This is a genomic window from Ruegeria sp. H8 (assembly GCF_056532905.1).
Genome location: NZ_JBQFNY010000002.1, coordinates 241,190 through 258,175, shown reverse-complemented (window position 1 = coordinate 258,175; position 16,986 = coordinate 241,190). Strand labels below are relative to the sequence as shown.

General features: G+C 55.2%; 13 protein-coding genes and 1 tRNA gene. 8 read left to right on the top strand and 6 right to left on the bottom strand.

What is annotated here, in order from left to right; genetic code table 11:
• Positions 1–7: 7 nt before the first annotated feature.
• A complete protein-coding gene (locus tag ACR0A2_RS07630; RefSeq protein WP_480834635.1) occupies positions 8–1,288 on the bottom strand; it encodes a WecB/TagA/CpsF family glycosyltransferase in 1,281 nt (426 codons plus the stop codon).
• A 345-nt stretch (positions 1,289–1,633) separates the two neighbouring features.
• Here ACR0A2_RS07630 and ACR0A2_RS07625 point away from each other — a divergent pair, with 345 nt between their 5' ends.
• From ACR0A2_RS07625 to ACR0A2_RS07610, 4 genes are all read left to right on the top strand, one after another.
• Positions 1,634–2,248, top strand: a complete 615-nt coding sequence (locus ACR0A2_RS07625; protein ID WP_480834634.1) for a LuxR C-terminal-related transcriptional regulator — start codon at positions 1,634–1,636, stop codon at positions 2,246–2,248.
• Between the two features lie 114 nt (positions 2,249–2,362).
• Positions 2,363–3,844 carry a GumC domain-containing protein gene (locus ACR0A2_RS07620; RefSeq protein WP_480834633.1) on the top strand — a complete coding sequence of 494 codons (1,482 nt, stop codon included), beginning with the start codon at positions 2,363–2,365 and terminating at the stop codon, positions 3,842–3,844.
• Positions 3,844–5,118, top strand: a complete 1,275-nt coding sequence (locus ACR0A2_RS07615; protein ID WP_480834632.1) for an O-antigen ligase domain-containing protein — start codon at positions 3,844–3,846, stop codon at positions 5,116–5,118. Before ACR0A2_RS07620 ends, ACR0A2_RS07615 begins: the two co-directional genes overlap by 1 nt.
• Positions 5,119–5,326: 208 nt before the next feature.
• A complete protein-coding gene (locus tag ACR0A2_RS07610) occupies positions 5,327–5,596 on the top strand; it encodes an HlyU family transcriptional regulator (protein WP_152458872.1) in 270 nt (89 codons plus the stop codon).
• Positions 5,597–5,920: 324 nt separating this feature from the next.
• Here the strand turns inward: ACR0A2_RS07610 and ACR0A2_RS07605 are convergent, their stop codons facing one another.
• Positions 5,921–7,636, bottom strand: coding sequence for an adenylate/guanylate cyclase domain-containing protein (locus ACR0A2_RS07605; protein ID WP_480834631.1), 1,716 nt, complete (start codon positions 7,634–7,636; stop codon positions 5,921–5,923).
• A gap of 366 nt (positions 7,637–8,002) precedes the next feature.
• On the opposite strand from ACR0A2_RS07605, the gene ACR0A2_RS07600 reads away from it, so the two are divergent.
• The 3 genes from ACR0A2_RS07600 to ACR0A2_RS07590 all read left to right on the top strand — a co-directional run bounded on the left by ACR0A2_RS07600 (position 8,003) and on the right by ACR0A2_RS07590 (position 11,669).
• Positions 8,003–8,308, top strand: a complete 306-nt coding sequence (locus tag ACR0A2_RS07600; protein WP_480445962.1) for a hypothetical protein — start codon at positions 8,003–8,005, stop codon at positions 8,306–8,308.
• Positions 8,309–8,652: 344 nt separating this feature from the next.
• Positions 8,653–9,972: a hypothetical protein gene (locus ACR0A2_RS07595; protein ID WP_480834630.1), complete on the top strand. Its 1,320-nt coding sequence runs from the start codon at positions 8,653–8,655 to the stop codon at positions 9,970–9,972.
• Between the two features lie 1,079 nt (positions 9,973–11,051).
• Complete coding sequence (locus ACR0A2_RS07590; protein WP_152458876.1) at positions 11,052–11,669, top strand: DUF4329 domain-containing protein; 618 nt, start codon at positions 11,052–11,054, stop codon at positions 11,667–11,669.
• Positions 11,670–12,230: 561 nt separating this feature from the next.
• Here the strand turns inward: ACR0A2_RS07590 and ACR0A2_RS07585 are convergent.
• The 4 genes from ACR0A2_RS07585 to ACR0A2_RS07570 form a co-directional block, all read right to left on the bottom strand.
• Positions 12,231–12,467 (bottom strand): hypothetical protein, encoded by a 237-nt coding sequence (locus tag ACR0A2_RS07585; RefSeq protein WP_171168771.1) that lies wholly within the window; start codon positions 12,465–12,467, stop codon positions 12,231–12,233.
• A gap of 78 nt (positions 12,468–12,545) precedes the next feature.
• A tRNA-Met gene (locus ACR0A2_RS07580) sits at positions 12,546–12,622 on the bottom strand.
• A gap of 72 nt (positions 12,623–12,694) precedes the next feature.
• Positions 12,695–13,681 carry an alpha/beta fold hydrolase gene (locus ACR0A2_RS07575; RefSeq protein ID WP_480834629.1) on the bottom strand — a complete coding sequence of 329 codons (987 nt, stop codon included), beginning with the start codon at positions 13,679–13,681 and terminating at the stop codon, positions 12,695–12,697.
• Positions 13,682–15,154, bottom strand: a complete 1,473-nt coding sequence (locus ACR0A2_RS07570) for a flavin-containing monooxygenase (protein ID WP_480834628.1) — start codon at positions 15,152–15,154, stop codon at positions 13,682–13,684.
• Between the two features lie 226 nt (positions 15,155–15,380).
• Between ACR0A2_RS07570 and ACR0A2_RS07565 the strand changes: the two genes are divergently transcribed.
• Positions 15,381–16,928 (top strand): trimethylamine methyltransferase family protein, encoded by a 1,548-nt coding sequence (locus ACR0A2_RS07565; RefSeq protein ID WP_480834627.1) that lies wholly within the window; start codon positions 15,381–15,383, stop codon positions 16,926–16,928.
• Positions 16,929–16,986: the final 58 nt, after the last annotated feature.

Below are 16,986 nucleotides of genomic sequence, written 5' to 3'. Positions count from 1 at the left end.
GGTTTGATCAGTAAGCGCCGTTGCCCGACACAACAGCACGCGCGGTCATTGCGATGAGGATGAGGTTCAATAGCGGCGAGCGAGAGCGGACATAGGCCGTATCCAGCTCGACCATGCGGTCAAATCCGACGCCCGCACGACCCGAAACCTGCCAAAGGCCGGTGATACCAGGGCGCACTTGCAAGCGCTCCAGCGCCTGTTCAGGATACGCGGCGACCTCTTCGGGCAAAGCCGGGCGCGGGCCAACCAGCGACATGTCGCCTCTGAGAACGTTGAGGATTTGCGGCAGTTCATCCAGCGAAAACCGGCGAAGAACCTGCCCTACGCGGGTTACGCGCGGGTCATTCTTGGCTTTGAAACACACGCCCTCACGATCTGAGTGGGCGAGCAGATCTGCACGCCGCGCTTCGGCGTCCTGCGCCATCGAGCGGAACTTGTACATTGTGAAGGGTACCCCGTTTCGACCAATCCGTGTTTGTCGAAAAAAGGCGGGGCCGCGACTGTCCAATCGCACCAATGCCGCGATTGCTGCCATGGGCAGGGCCAGAAGAGAAAGCGCGACCGCCGCCAAAGTGATGTCCAGCAAACGACATGCTGTGACCTTAGAAAGAGAATTGTGTGCGGCACGCCCGAGGAACTCAAAATTGCCCTGTATGTATCTGCGGGCCATACGGCGCGGCTCCATCGCCAACCGCCATGCCCACTCCATCCGGGCGCGGCGAACGATACGCGGTGCCCGGCGCACATTGCCGGCAAGGAAGTCGAACAAAGCACCCACGCCCAACGCGATGCGAGGGTCTAGTCGGTGCCGGTTTTGCGTGATCCACAGCTCTTGCAGCGGGACGCCCATTGCAACCAACAGAATGTCAGCGCCCGACTGGTTGATATCGACGATCGCCTCGTCAACCCGCGCAGCCCCCTCGTAACCATCGCGCGCACCAGCCACGGTCAAATCGGGCATCATATGCTGCAACCGAGCCGCCGCTGCCTGCGCTGTTCCAGGACGTCCCCCCAACAGGTAGACCGACTGCCCCAGACGTGCGGCCCGTTTCAAGAGATTGGGAACAAAATCGGTGCCGTTCAGGTTCTCGGTCAGCCGGACACCTTGCAACTTTGCCGCGACCTCTACCCCAATTCCATCAGGTAGGATTATATCTGCACGGGCCAATGCTGCTCGGTAGGTAAGGTTGCGGGCCCGGATGTTTGCGCAATGTGCATTCAGGAAAAACACCGTCTGGCGCGTCCCGTCCAGCAGCTTTGAAATCACCTGCCCGGATTGGGCATTCACAACTGGTAAACCCAAAATCGCGGTTTTTTCAAGGGTTGGTCCGGGTGCTGGCTGCGCGCCCTTATACATATCTTGGACTGACAGGAACTGCATGGAACTCTCCGATCAACGATAACAATCTGTGTCATCAGACTGCCAATGTGATCGCGCAACCGATAGGCGAGCATCCGGAGAGGGATCGGAGAATAGGTCTATCCAAACGACCCCGCAGCACATAGCGTGGAGGAAACGGCCCTATGACCTATCCGATTGGATATTTACCTGTCCTTCAGGCAGGCTTCATGCCATGCGTTCAATGATTTATTAACGCATCCAAGTGTGGTTGGGGGAAGACGGAGATTTGAGATGAAAGTTCTTATTGCTGACGACCACGAGCTTATTTTGGACACGCTCGTCGCCTTCATAGATGCCGCAGGTGGGATCGAAGTTAAGACCGCGCCGGATTTTCCCGCCGCGAAATCTTTGATTGAGAACGACGGAGCTTTTGATCTGGTCCTTCTGGACCTCAACATGCCCGGCATGAACGGGTTGAGCGGGCTTGAAACCTGCATCGCCTTGGACGGCGCCCAGCACGTGGCCTTGTTTACCGGCGATACTTCGCGCGATCTGGCGCAACGCGCGCTGGAACTTGGGGCTGCTGGTTTCGTCCCCAAAACTCTGCCGGCAAAATCCCTGGTGAATGCGATCCGCTTTATGGCAATGGGGGAACAGTACCTTCCTGCGGGGTTCATGAACGCAGAGCAGCCGGAAGACTCACATCCCATGGCCCAAAAGCTGACCGAGCGCGAACGGCAGGTTCTGAAAGGGCTGACTGAGGGCAAATCCAACAAGGAAATCGCCCGTGATCTGGACCTGTCCGAGCCGACGATCAAACTGCATATGAAAACACTCTATCGTAAAGTCGGTGTCAGCAACCGAACACAGGCCGCCCTGGCGGCGCGCGAAGCTGGATTGTTCTAAACCTCGTTATCCGAAGGGATAGGGTGCGCTCCCAATCCCCTCACCCCCTAGCCCGCTGGGCAACTGAACAGCGATGGGATGCGGTGTATCACCCTTTCAAGAAAGGGTTTTTCTATGCCGCAACAGATTTCGAACACCTCTGAATCCACGCACGACACGCAATTTCTGAATTGGGCGCGCATATCCCGATCCAACTTCAGATCGCCCGGGTGGCGTCGCATCGTAAAAGGCGGTCGTCTCAGCGATGCGGGCCGCCTCCCGCGCTATGTGGCGCTGTTCCTTTTGGGGGCAAGTTGCATCTGGGCCCCGATCAGCGGATATCTGGCAACCGCGCCTGTCAAATACACCTCCCACGCCTCACTTATCCTGCCCGGATCCGGCGCATCGGCATCGGTCAATCTGGCCAATATCGGTCAGGCGTCCTCTTACGCGAATTCAGCCTTTGCCAATGGGTCGATCAGCCCAACCGAGACGTACAAACGTCTGTTGTCGGCAGATCGCATCCTCGATGCGGCTGCAAAGGCTGTGGATGCTGATCGGGATGCGTTCGGCAAGCCGCGGGTACAACTGGTTGATCAAACCAGCCTGATTCATATCGAGCTTCAAGCGGCCTCTCCTGCTGATGCACAGCAATATGGTGACGCCTTAGTGGTCGCCTTTTTCGCTGAGATTGACGCCCTGCGCGCCGACGAAATAGCCACGCGCGAGGCCAGCAATACGGGCGCGATTGAAGACTACACCCGTGCAATTCAGACGACGCGACGCGAGATCAAGCAACTGCAGTCGCAAAGCGGTCTGATATCAGTCGCGCAATACCAAGAGCAGGTCGCGGCAAATGACAGTGCAAAGCAGCAATTGCGTGCGCAGGAGAGCGAACTCGCACGGCAATCTGAACGTGTCGCCGCGCTTCAGGTCGCGTTGGATCTGCCGTCTGATGCAGCGGCGGCAACGCTTAAGCTCTATGCCGATGCTCAGTACCTATCCTTGCTTGAGGACGTGTCGGTGGGGGCTGCAAAGCTGGCACAAGCCGATGCGACCTACGGAGCACGCCACCCGATCTATGTGAATGCTCAGAACGACTATGAAGGCGCGCGATCAGTAGCTTTGCAACGAGCGTCGCAAGTGACTGGTCTGGCGGTCGAGCAACTCGGCGGGTTGGATCGTGCGCCGGAAGGGCAAAGAGCCCAATTGCTAAGTGAATTGGTGCGCGAAGACGCCTTGCGTGCCGGGTTGGAGAAGCATGTTGCGACGCTGCGTGAACAAGTCCGTCTGGATACTCTGCGCTTGTCAGACCTCGCACCCATCGCCGCCGAATTGGAAGACCGGCAAAGAGATTTCGCCGTGGCGGAAGCCGTGTTCGCCTCTGCCATAGCCCGATCCGAGTCGAAAAAGACCGATGTCTATGCCTCCTACCCCTTGATCCAAGTGCTCGAGAATCCTTCGCTGCCGACACACCCATCTTCACCGAACAAGAAAATATCGATTGCCGCCGGAATCGCTGCGAGCCTTATGCTGCTGATGGGTTTGACGCTGGCCTGGATCCGAAACCCATTGATTTCAAAGCTGTTGAAGGACCAGAAAGAGGCCGCTGCATAATGCACGTCTCCCCTCAAACCCCAGCCGAAAAAATCGTCTGGCATACACTGATCTGGACATGGCCACTCTACGGGCTTGGCGCGCTTTATGTCGTCGGCCCGGTTCTGGGTTGGACACTGGCTGCGATGGCTGGGTTGTCGCTCTATCTCGGTCCGGTGATCCGCTCGGATATGCAAGCAACGGGCCCTGTGCCTGCCGTGGTTTGGGTCTGGAGCGCAGGCATGCTGGTGATGCTGGTCTCACTTTGGGCAGGCCATGCGGATTGGAACCTAGGCACAACCAAAACGATCAAATCGAGCATCGGATGGGCCAAAGGCTGGGCGCTGATACCGTTGTTCACCCTTGCCGGAGCAGTGTTGCCAATCCGACGCGAGCTTCTGGTCAGAGGGCAAAGCGTTCTGGGCCTCTGGACCTTGTGCCTTTTGCCGTTGCTCGCTGTCGCCCCCTATGTGGGCCTACCGCACCTTTTGTTTACGTCCCCGCTGAAAGCCGTAGGCGGTCCGGGACCCGAATATTTCTCGGTCTACCTTTATACAATTGACCCAGCCAGCGGCACGCCGCGTTGGCAGTTCTTTGCGCCCTGGTCTCCTTTCGCCGCCCTGCTTGGTGTCTGCTTGGTCTTGTTTGCGTTGGAGGAAAAACACGCCAGGTGGAAGATCATCGGAGTGGCTGCGGGTGTTCTGATGATCTTGATGTCCAAGTCCCGTATGGGTTTAGTCGGATTGGTGTTCTGCTCAATGTCACCCCGCCTCTTGCCCCTTGTCGCCCGCAGCTTGGGGTGGGTCTTATTGTCTTCAGTCACAACAGCCGTTGCCGTTTGGGGTGTCGCCTTTGTCGAGTTCGGGAACAGAGCCCTCTACAGCTTCAAATCCGCGCGCGCCGACAGTACCCGCGTGCGCGAAACTCTGCAGCGCATTGCGTATGAACGGTGGCAATCGGATGCAATGGTTTTCGGGCATGGCACAGTCAGACCCGGAGCACATCTTGTTGAATACATGCCGATCGGCAGTCACCACACTTGGTACGGGCTGTTATTCGTCAAAGGGCTGACGGGATTTACAGCGTTCCTTGTGCCTTTGTCAGTTCATTTCTGGGTCGTCACGCTGGACGCAATAAAGTGTGAACGTGGCAAGCTTCCGCTGGGACTACTGCTTACCATTGTCCTCCTTACTTTTGGAGAAAACGTTGAGATTCAGACCTATTTGCTATGGCCAAGCCTCCTAATGCTCGGATGCCATCTCAGAGAGGTCAAATCGGTAAATCGGGGAAACTGACATGTAGGCTGGTTTGTTGAAACGCAAGCGCGGTGTTTGCCGTTGCTTTTCAAGGGCGGATCCTTCGCCGCTTTTTTGGGGGCATTGTGACTCTGAACGGTGCGCGCTTCCGAACCCTGGAACCAGTGACCCGACCGTGCAACGCCCTTCACTCCGGCCTTGAGCGGCGCTAATCTCTGCCCTGAACAACGTTGAAAGGAGCCACCCGATGTCCCTCTTCTCAAAACTCTTCGGCGGCGTTGAGAAGTCCAAGCCGGATCCGGTTTCTTACAAAGGGTTCGAGATATTCCCCGACCTGATGGCCGAGGGCAGCAAATTTCGCCTGATGGCCCGTATCGAAAAGACCATCGACGGAGATCGAAAGACACATACGGTGATCAGGGCGGATGTCTTCGACAGTCGGGAACAGGCCGAAAGCTTTAGTATAGCAAAGGCGAAACAGGTCATTGATGAGCAAGGCGACAGCATTTTCAGCTAGGGAGGTCCTAGCTTGAAGCCTGATCTACGAGCGGAACCGATGAGCATGCTTATGCGTATAATTCTGAACGCATTCCATAGGTTATCATTTGTCAAACTTTGTTCGGCGAAGAAGTCGTCGTGCAGCAGTTTATCTGCCCTGTTATTTTGTTAGCTGCCATCGCAAAGCGCATAAAGCAGGCAATCGCGTAAAACACTGGAATGCAGGTTTTTCCCCAGAGCGGAAGATCGGTCATATTTGTCGGGCTTTAGCTTCGAACCCATAGCCGATGCGTTGGGTGTCACTTTCCAGGAAAAATCGCTTTGCCGGAAATCCACGCGGCACTTATTCTGGCAAGCCGGCCAGACGCAGAGACGCGCAGTCTTTCTCCAAACGTTCTGCATCAGAGAAAAGCTGAGTTTTTGCCCAGTCCGATATGGAAAACTGAGGACGGTATTTCATCACATTCCGCGCCTCATCGCGAGCGGCCTCAACGTTATCCGTTTCCATATGTACGATAACGAGGTCGAGATGCCCAAAGCCTTCAACTCTTTGACCATATTCGGTGAATGCCTTCTTGGCTTCCTCATATTGACCGTCGAGCCGAAGTGCCAAACCCAATACGCCAGCATACCAGCCCGGATAATGAGGGTTGAGAGTAATGGCTTGCCGCGCCACGCGGATCGCTTCTTTTGCCTGCCCATTGAATGCCAATGTAATCGACAGCCTTGCAGCCACATCAGCGTGGTTTGGATTTAGTTGCAGTGCTTTGTTGAACTTCTCGATAGCCGATTCCAGTTTACCGTCGATTGCATCCGCGAAACCCGCAATTGCGTGAGCCTCTGGGTTGTAGCTGTCTATCTCCAGAGCGCGTCGAGCGCACTCGCGCGCCTCTGCCAGCGCCGCATTTCGGTCTGCTACGAAGGCATGCCTTGCTTCGACAGTACAAATGAACCCCAAAGTGCAATATGGCGCAGAGTAGCCAGCATCCAGGGAAATTGCCTGTTGAGCAAACCGACGAGCGTCAGCCTGTGCTTCCTTAGTTATTCTGCGCGAGGCTTCCACAGCTTGCAGCTGAGCAGTCCAGGCATCCAGATGTTTAGTCCCCGAACCTCTGAAACGGGCCATCTCGCCCGCCAGTAATTCGACTTGAAGTTCAGTCGCAATTCTCAGGGCAATTTCATCCTGAACCTCGAATACGTCTTCTATCAGGCGATCAAACCGGTCTGCCCAAATGTGCATCCCGGACTTCGCATCGATGAGCTGCGCGGTAATTCGCACACGACTACCGCTTTGGCGGACACTTCCCTCGAGAACAAGATCGACGCCCTGTTCCAGTCCAACTTGTTTCACGTCTACCGAACGCCCCTTGTAGACGAACGTAGAGTTGCGCGCGACGACCAGTAAGTTCGGGAGTTTTGACAGAGTGGTAATTATCTCTTCGGTAATGCCATCGGCAAAGAATTCCTGATCGGGGTCAGAAGAAAGATTGTCAAAGGGTAGAACGCCGATCAGCAATGACTTCGAATGACTGGCTGGAGTCACTCGCGGTGGGGCGGAACCGGGTGGCGACCATTGGAATACTTCAATTGGTGACGGGGCGTTCTTGAACTGCCGCTCACCAGCGCGGTGAAATTGCTCGGCGAGCCTCTCATCAAGGCTGCGATGGACGACATCTGAAATTAACACAGCCTCTTCGTCGGAAGCCTCTTGTAGCCGCGCGGATATGTTGATCCCATCGCCGAAGATGTCATCTTCGTCAAATACGACATCTCCCAGATGAACGCCCACGCGCAGTTTAAGCGAGGACTGGGCTGACACTTGGCTTTGAAGATCGAGGGCGCACCGCACTGCGTCCGAGACCGAGCTGAACTCGACCAGCCATCCATCGCCCATCCTCTTCACGATATTGCCGCGATGATCACTTACCAATGGATCGAACAACTCTCGACGCAGGACACGGAGTTCGCTGAGAGTCCTGTTCTCATCCGCCTTTATCTGACCCGAGTAGTTTACTACATCGGCCGAGAGTACTGCGGAAAGTCTGCGGTTCCCGTTCATGTCTATTCGTAACGCATAACGCGTTGCATGGAAAAGACATCTTATTTTTAGAGACTCTGCACAAACGCCAACCGGCCACTTTGTGGGCAAACCTGTTCCAATCTATAATTTTCTGAACGGCCGCTGTTTGGAATAGTTTGTCGTAGTTGACTGAGCCTACCCAACTGATCTGGTCCATGGTTGCATTGAGGAATCTGGGGCACGGCATGTCCCGTCTTGATGCAATCAGGCAGATTGTCGGCGCTTAACAGCCCCACCACCGCTGAAGTAACAAGAACGGTGGAATGGGTGTTGATCAATATAAGGAACTGGAACCGCTTAAGAATGAAAGCGAACGGCTGAAACGCGCAGTTTCAAAATCAGACCTTGGACAAACTGATCCTGACGGTGACGGCCATCCGTTGCTCGACGACCGAAGAGAGAGGCTCCTGCAAAAACAATGGGAAGGTTTGCATCGACAAGAACGGGCACGCCCTGCCAGGGGAACTAGGGAAAGAGTTGTCAAAGCCAATCTGCATCGACGGGTTCATCCGCGCCTGCAATCGAGAACGTCGCGAACTCAACGCATCTGGCAAGCCGGTCGGAAAGGAGTTTGAATTCGCAGCAGGAGAAGCCACCAAGCCGTTCAAGCGGCGTAATGGCCGATTTATCAATCATTCTTTAGGTATTTGAAGGAAATTCAAATCTGGAGTTAAACGGATTTTCGTTTCTCTGGCTCGAAAAACCGCAAACAGTTTGAAACCGCAGCAAAAGCCTGCCTCTAATGCCTGCTCCTTGGATCCGGATCGTACAGAAAATACCTTTGTCACGCTCCACGCGTTGTGCCTGCTACAAAGGCCTGTCTTTCGGGAAGTTTTTGTTTTGACTTATTTTTCATTGCGTTAAACTTGCCAAACAAACGAATTATTCCTGCAAGTACATTTCTCGACCAGCCAGATTCGTCTCTTTTTTGGTTTTCGTGCTAGAGTAATTTTCTGAACAGGTTCTACTCAACACTAACCTCCTCAGGTGGCCGCATGTCTGCGCATTGTCAAAGTATTCGGGATGAAATTGAGACGCTTGAGCAAAGTATTGAACTTCTCGATATTCAGATTCAAAACACTGTTGACCCAATACAAAAGTCTGCGCTTTTTCGATTTAGAAAGCAGTCGCTGTCACTGCTTCAGCGAAAAAGGGGGGCTCTTAAGGCGTGTGAAGAGAGCGGGCCCCCATTGCCGCAAGTTCCGGCGGATATGTCAGATTTCGGTTCTGAGGTGACTCAAGGTATCCCCGGTTACGAGCTTGTCGCGGGTAAAGATACTCTTGCAAGAATATTTGTTGGTCGCCGCCCACCCGTAGTTGTTATGGCATCAGAACTTTTGGATGACGCGGACTCTGACTATTCGTCTAAAGCCCTCGGATTTGATCTGAATTCCCTTCCAATCCATTCGTTGCCCTTCAATCCAGCCCGGATTGATTACGCCGAACTTGAGATTTCCGGCCCATCTGGGACAACAGTTATTCCGGGTGATATTGGTGATGGTGTATTCTCAAATGATACCAAGAGTTTCGCCGAAGACGACAATATCAACTTCTATATCCGCGGTCGGGAAATCTCAAAGCCAGGACGGCATCGTTTTACTGCGCGGCTTTATCGCAACGGTACTCTTGTCGGCGAAAAGTCTCTTGGGCAACCACAGTTTCATCCGACGAAGGATCTGCGAATTCTTGTTGTCGTTGAGATCTTTCCCTTTCCTGCAGAGAAATGGGAAATTCTCTTTCAGGCTCTGGAGGACTTGTCTCGAATTTTTCCCATTCGATCAGGTTTGGCGCCTCTGGATGGGGATCAGGAAGCCGGGCTGCGCTACCGAATTGAGCCGATACCAATTGATTTCGCGTGGCCTGATCGGACTCCCGTTGCGCAGCGCTTGGCCGCATTTAACCAGGAGCAGTCTGCTGCTGGCAGGCCGGATCGGGCCGAGCATGTCCTGACAATACGCACTCAACAACCCGGAGAAATGCCGCTTGGCGGAAGTGCCCAATCTGGACCAAACGGGAGCATCGCGGGTGTTACCCTGAATGTGGACCCTCCAATGGACAATTCGTTCGGCACCTTAGTTTCCCACGAAATTGCGCACAACTTCTTGACTGTGCCTCACGTTGGTGACGAGGGCGTAGCGCTCAATGAACCAGCTGCATTCGATTTAGTCGCTCGCAAATCAGTAGGGAATCCCAGGGCGTTAATGTACCGGATTTACAATTTAACTCCCAACGGAACTGCGTTTCTTGTTCCAGACTCTTGGCGCACCATCCGAGAACGCCTGCTTACTAGGTCCAGCACAGGCAATGACGAGTGATTTGACTTCGGGTATCTAGCGAGCGTGAGTTTGATGTGATTTCCTTGTGTGCTGGTGGTTTGCCAAAGGATGAACTGCGTAATTCTGCTGTTCAAAACTGGGGTCTTTCGCTTTGAACCGAAAACCGGCCAAGAGATTTTGAGACTGTTTAACCGAAATCGAGAAAATCTGGGTCACGCCGGAGGTATACCAGACCCAGATATTTTGGGCGAGAGAGACCTTGGTGATTAATGGAGAGGGCCTAAGCGACGGGCTGGCTGTCTAAACAGTTCAATACTTCAAGTTCACATCACGCCTGAAATAGACCCGCGCTGCAAGCAAGCTAGAGGGGACAAGAGCAACGCGGGCCCCCCGAAGGGTGGTAGTAAAAAGGATGTAGCGTTGTGGCCTGAACCGGCCCCGTGTCGTAGCGCCGCAGGCAAGAAAAAACCCGCGCTGCTGAGGGATAAGAGCAAGCGCGGGGCAAGTGTTCGGGGTGACAGGTGTACGCCGCTGCTGGCTGATCGGATCAATCTTGCAAACACTTTGCGCAGCACGACAGACCGGATCATCGGCATAGTGCTTCCGTTTGCAAAGAATTGGAGCAACTTAGATGCAGGATTTACTTGATGTTTTTTGGGTGGCCGCGTTTGTTTGTCTGCTCGCATTCGCCTTCATAGCGGTTTTTTGTTTGGCTGTCCCTGAAACGCACAGGTTGCGAGCAATTGGTTGTGTTGGGTGTTGTTGGCCTATGCTGCTGCACCGGTTCTTTCGAAAAGACTAACGGAGCGGAACGGCTTGAGATTTATGGTTGAAACAGGTCGCCGTTGTTAACGTTGTTTGGTTCCACGGTAACGTTGATAGCGGCAGGTAGAGCGGCTTATTCGCTGTACACGCAGCGGCCTAAGCGACCGAAGACAACGCAGATAGATTAGTGTCGAACGATAAGGCGGACTGGAAAACACAGGGAAGGCGCAAAACGATGTCCAAGAGTATGCAACAGCGATGGATGGATTGCCTTTGTCGCAGTTGGCACCTTTCTTCAGGCTATCCCTACAGCGTTAGCGCTGCTTTAATAAGTTCATAATAAGGAGCAAAACATGATCGAGTTTAGCATTATTGCGTTGTCAGGACTTTGCCTTCTTTTTGCGGCTCGTCAACTTGGTCTCGCAGAAGGCAAATGTGAAGCCGCACGCCGCCTTCGCTATACCTTAGTTGTCTTGATACTCTGGCCACCCGCGGCCACCCTGGCCCAATCACAGGAAGAAATCAGCGTAGCGAAAGCGACACTGTCTAGCCTACAGGGTATTTCTTTCAACAATAACACAGAGTATTGCGGCTACCTTGCATATGATCCGGCCGGGAAACTTGTTGCTACTCCTGCTCAACGTGGCGACAACAAAAGCTGCGTTTGGGATCAAGCAGAAAATGGTTTGGTGCTTGTTTTATCTTACCACACGCACGGGAGGTTCGACCCGGAATATAGTTCGGAAGTTCCAAGCGTTGCAGACATTGAGGCCGATGAAGACGAGGGCATCGACGGCTTTGTGTCAACTCCGGGTGGACGTTTGTGGTACGTCGATACGGAGCGAATGGAAGTGAGACAAATCTGCGATATCGGATGCTTGCCAAAAGACCCTGGTTTCGTTCCGGGTTTGGAAGGGGAAATCTCATCGGTTTACTCTTATGAAGATCTTCTCGAATACGAAAGTGACTAGTTTCGCGCAAAGACCCTGCCAGACCATTACCTTGCTACGATACTGAAGACTACAAGTAAGAGGATCCGAGGAAGAGAGCGGTTGACACTCGCGTGAACGGTTCTTTTCCCCTCGGGTTTTCCTGCGCTGACAACACTCGGTCTTCTTGCTCTTGCGAAGACTGAAGGCCAATCACCATCGTTGAGGAAACTGAAGCTATGTTGGCGTCCCACCCATCCGAAGTGCTGTGTGTAAGGCGGGATGAGCCACTAACTGCCTTTGCGACATTTTCTTCCATCCTCGCGCAGCAAGTCGCAAACGGCACAGTTCGGACGTTCAGTTCCGCTGGGTGAAAAGGGAAAGCGCGGACAAGGTGAAATTTCGCAGCGGCTGCGTCAATCTCAGCAATGAAAAACTTCAACAAGTCCTGCCGCACGGATAATGGGCCGACAAAACTTGTGCTCATTCATAGATCGCCGCGAGTTATCCTTGGCTCTGTCCGGGCTCTTTCTTCTATCCGTTCTTCACCAGTTGTGGACGTTCATCAGTTGTCATTGCCCAATAGATTGCCAGATCGAAAGATCATATCTGGTCGAGGAGCACGTCCGTGGATCTGTACAACGCTTTTTCTATGCCGTCCGAGGCCTCTAAAGCTTGGAGGTGTACGTCTTGCAGCTTGCAGTTGTCGAGGAAAATCGCGTTGTCCAGCGCTACCGCCAAACCAGCAGCTTGATAATCCACACCGAGCACTACGCTACTGGATTCCTTAAGTGATCCATTTTGAATCATTTTTCCTTCCAATTGGTTTTGAAAACCCAAGTGGTGGTAATGATGGCAGGGCAACCTAAAGACAGAACATGAATTGCTTCTGAAATCAGATGTTGGACTTGAGAGATTTGGTAGCGGAGGAGGGACTTGAACCCCCGACACGCGGATTATGATTCCGCTGCTCTAACCAACTGAGCTACTCCGCCTTGAGTGAGAGGCGATTTAAGCGAGGGGCCCGGGAGGGTCAAGAGGGAAATCAACCAACCTCAAGATTTCTTTCACGCCTGCTCTGATGGCTTGTCCTGCAAGGATGTCTGGGGGGATGTGGTCGCTTCGGTCATCCTGCGGATGAAGGCGGCACAGATTTCGGGCTCTGTGATCGGAATCATGTGGCCGAACCCGTCCAGCTCTTCGTAACTCAACCCGAATTCGGTCATTGTCGGCCCGTGCAGCGGCGGCGACAGTATCGCGTCTTGGCGGCCATACAAGATGCCCCCTGGGACGGTCAGATTCGGATAGCGCGCGACCTGCGCGTTGATACTGGCATCGACGCCGGCAACGTCCTGAGAGGCCGTGACAAAGGCGGAAGGTCGCAGGCCAAGCGCGCCACCTGCCCGGTCCAGAAAGTCATCAGGCGGGGTTTCCGGGTCAAACGCGGCACTTAACGTGTGCGGCGCGGTTTTGGACGCAAGGGGAACGGCGAGCGTGTTGCCGATCAGGCTGCGCATCCATTCGGAGCCGATCTCAAGCGGTTTGAAGATCGCCGGGGTTTCGGACAGTTTATGCGTCAGCGGCGCCAGCAGCGCCAGACCGGCGACCCGAGCCGGATGATCCAGTGCCATCGCCAGTGAAACCGCGCCCCCCAGTGAATGGCCGACCAGAACGGCGCGGTCCACGCCTTTTTTGTCCAGAAACTCGGCAATCATGCCAGCCTGGTGGGGCAATTGCGCCAGCTCGGCCGTATCGCGCGTTGAATACCCGCATCCCGGCCGGTCCAGCGCGATAACGTGGTAATCGTCGGCCAGAAGATCCACCAGCGCATAGGTAAAGTGCTGTAACTGCCCGGCCAAGCCGTGGATCATAACGATGGTCTGCGCCTCGGGGTTTCCCTTTTCCACATAGTGGATGCTGCCGCCGCGAACGGGTGTGATCTGACCTAGCTGCGGCACGGTTTCAAGACCGCGGCGGGTAATCTTCCGTGTCCACAGGTTCATGACAAACAGGAAGGCAACAAAAACGGCGATTACGATCAGAACGGTTGTCATTCAGTTTTCTCCCTTGCCAAGGGCGGCGGGTCTGTATTGCTCCAACCCTGATTGTGCCATGCGTTTCTGAAACTCGGCAACGGTGCCGGGCCACAAGGTCGTGTTTCGGTCTTCCGCATCCATGTACCAGGATGTACAACCTCCGGCCTGCCAGACGCCGTCCGCGTGGCGGCTGTGCATTTCCCGCGTGAACGCCGCCTGTTTTGCGGCGTCAGGAGTGATTGCGGACAGCCCTTCGCGCTGCATCTCGCTCAGGACCCGGCCGATGTGGCCAACCTGGGCCTCGATCATCAGCACGACCGAGTTGTGCCCCAGCCCGGTATGAGGCCCCAGAAGCAGGAAGAAATTTGGAAAACCCGCAACTGCGGTACCCAAATGCGCGCACATGCCATCCGACCAGGCAGAGCGCAGCGTCAGCCCGTCTGTACCGGTAATGTCCAGACGCTCGACCACGTCGGTTACGTGAAACCCGGTGCCCCAGATCAAAACATCCGCCTTGGTCCGGGTGCCATCCGCCGCGATGACCGTGTCACCTTCGATTCGAGCGACGCCCTTCGGAACAACGCGGAAATTGTCGCGGGCCAGGGTCGGGTACCAATCGTTCGAACTCAGGATACGTTTGCAGCCGATCTGGTAGTCGGGGGTCAGAATCCGCCGTTCGGCCGGATCGGTGATGGCGCGCTCCAATGCCTTTCGCCACATTTTCAAGGCAAAATTCACCGCGCGTTCCTCACCGCGAAACACGCGGTGGCGAAATTCGAAGATCATGAATATCAGCTTGCGCCGAATGCGGGGCAAAATGGGAAACCGGGCGTAAAGGCTGCGCACCCAGGGCGCAATCGGACCATCCGGACGCGGCATCACGTAAGGCGCACTGCGTTGAAAGATCGTGACGTGGCCTGCAATCTTGGCGATCTCGGGTACAAACTGAATGGCGGATGCGCCGGTTCCAACGACCGCCACGCGCTTGCCGGTCAGATCGACATCGTGATTCCATTCGGCCGAGTGGAAACTGGGCCCCGAAAAACTGTCGGCGCCGGGGATATCCGGGATGCTGGGATAATGAAGTGCACCAATGGCCGAGACCAGAAACCGCGCCGACCAGTACTGGCCATCCATCGTTTCAACTTGCCATCGCGTTCCATCCCACCTGGCCGATTTCAGCTCCTGCCGGAAATGGCACAGGTCATACAACCCTTCCCGACGCGCGACATTTTGCAGATAAGCTTGGATTTCCGCGCCACCGGCATATGCGCGGCTCCAATGCGGGTTGAGATGGGTCGCCATGGAATACAGATGCGACGGCACATCACAGGCGACACCGGGATAGGTATTTTCGCGCCATGTCCCCCCGATATCATCGGCCTTCTCCAAAATCGCGATATCCTTGATGCCGCGCTTGCGTGCCTCAAGCGCCATCGTCAGCCCGGCAAACCCGGCGCCGACGATCAGCATCTGTGTTCTGTGGTGCATGAGTGAGTGCCTTCTGAAACAACCCTGCGTTTATCTGTTGCAGATGTATGCACTTGCCTGGCTGTGAAGTAGGTCACACAGGTAACAATGACCCGGCGTCTTTTCGTTACGCAGGGACAAAATTATTTGGAATGACCCGTGTCGCTTATTGCAAGCACATATCGCAATCAGAGAGGTGGTTGCACCGCGAATCCGTCAGTTTGTTTCAAAATTGGAGGATTGCCCCTTGACCACTCGCACTGCCACGCGTTCCGGCGGACGTTCTGCCCGCCGAGCCCAACGCACCGCTCCAAATTTTGACATGCTGCCGGGCCTGACCCGAGGCATTCCCGTTTGCGAAGTCATGGACGCAACCCAGGTCGAACGCATCGACAATGAGGCGATGGACATTCTGGAAAACGTCGGCGTTCAGTTCCGCGACCCCATCGCGCTGGAAGACTGGAAAAAAGCCGGAGCCAAGGTTGACGGCGAACTGGTCTATCTGGACCGCAATATGGTGCGCGAGCTGATCTCGACCATTCCGGCGCAGTTCACCTATCATGCGCGCGATCCGAAAAAGAACCTGGCGCTGGGGGGCAAGCACGCGATTTTCGTGCCGATGACCGGCGCGCCATTCCTGCGCGATCTGGACGATGTACGCCGCAACCCGACGCTGGATGATCTGGCGATGTTCCACAAGCTGTCGCACATGATGCCGGCGCTGCACAGCTCGGCCCATCACATTGTCGAACCCTACGACCACCCGATCAGCCAGCGGCACCTGCGCATCACCTATTCGTCGATGAAATACTCGGACAAGACCTTCATGGGCATGACCACCTCGCCCAGGAATGCCGAGGATGTGATGGATATGTGCGATATCCTGTTCGGCGAAGGGTTCATTGACGATCATCCGGTTACCACCGGCAACTGTAACGGCAACAGCCCTCTGGTGTGGGACGAAACCATGCTGGGTGCGATGCGGGCCTTCTGCCGCCGCAATCAGCCGGTTCTGTGCTCGCCCTTCGTTCTGGGTGGCGCGAACACCCCGGCATCGGTGCCCGCGACCGTGGCGCAGCTGACCGCCGAGGCGCTTTCGGCACTGGCCTATACGCAGGTGATCCGCAAGGGCTGCCCGGCGATCTGGGGACATTACCTGTCGACCGTATCGATGAAATCCGGCGCGCCGATGGCGGGCACGCCCGAGATTAGCCTTATGAACTTCATGATCGGCCAGATGGCGCGCTTTTACGACGTACCGTGGCGCACTTCGAACACTCTGGGTGGGGCCAAGACCTTTGATGCACAGGCCGGGTACGAATCCGCCACGACGCTCAGCGCGGTCATTCACGCCGGGGCCAACTATATCTGGCATTCGGCAGGCTGGAACGAGGCGGGCATGCATTGTTCGGTCGCCAAGTTCATCGTCGACGCCGAACAATGCGCGATGGCTTACCGGATGGCGGAAGGTCCAAAGTGGCACGATTTCGATCAGGCCCTGGCAGCGGTTCCGGATGTAGGGCCCGGCGGGCATTATCTGGGTCATCCGCACACGCAGGACAACTTTCAAACCGCGTTCTTTATGCCGGAGCTGTTCGACAACAACTCGATCGAACAATGGGTCGCCGAAGGCGAAGTTGAGATCACCGAACGCGCCCTGAAACATGCACAGAAACTATTGGCCGAATATGAAGAACCAAAGCTGGACGAGGCCAAGAACGAGGCCCTTCTGGACTATATCGCCCGCCGCGAAAGGGAAATCCCGGCGGCGGACGAGTTGAACCAAACATACTGATCCACACTCCCCGTACTTGCCCACCCGTCATCCGGGTGGGCCCTTTTTTCCGGTCAAG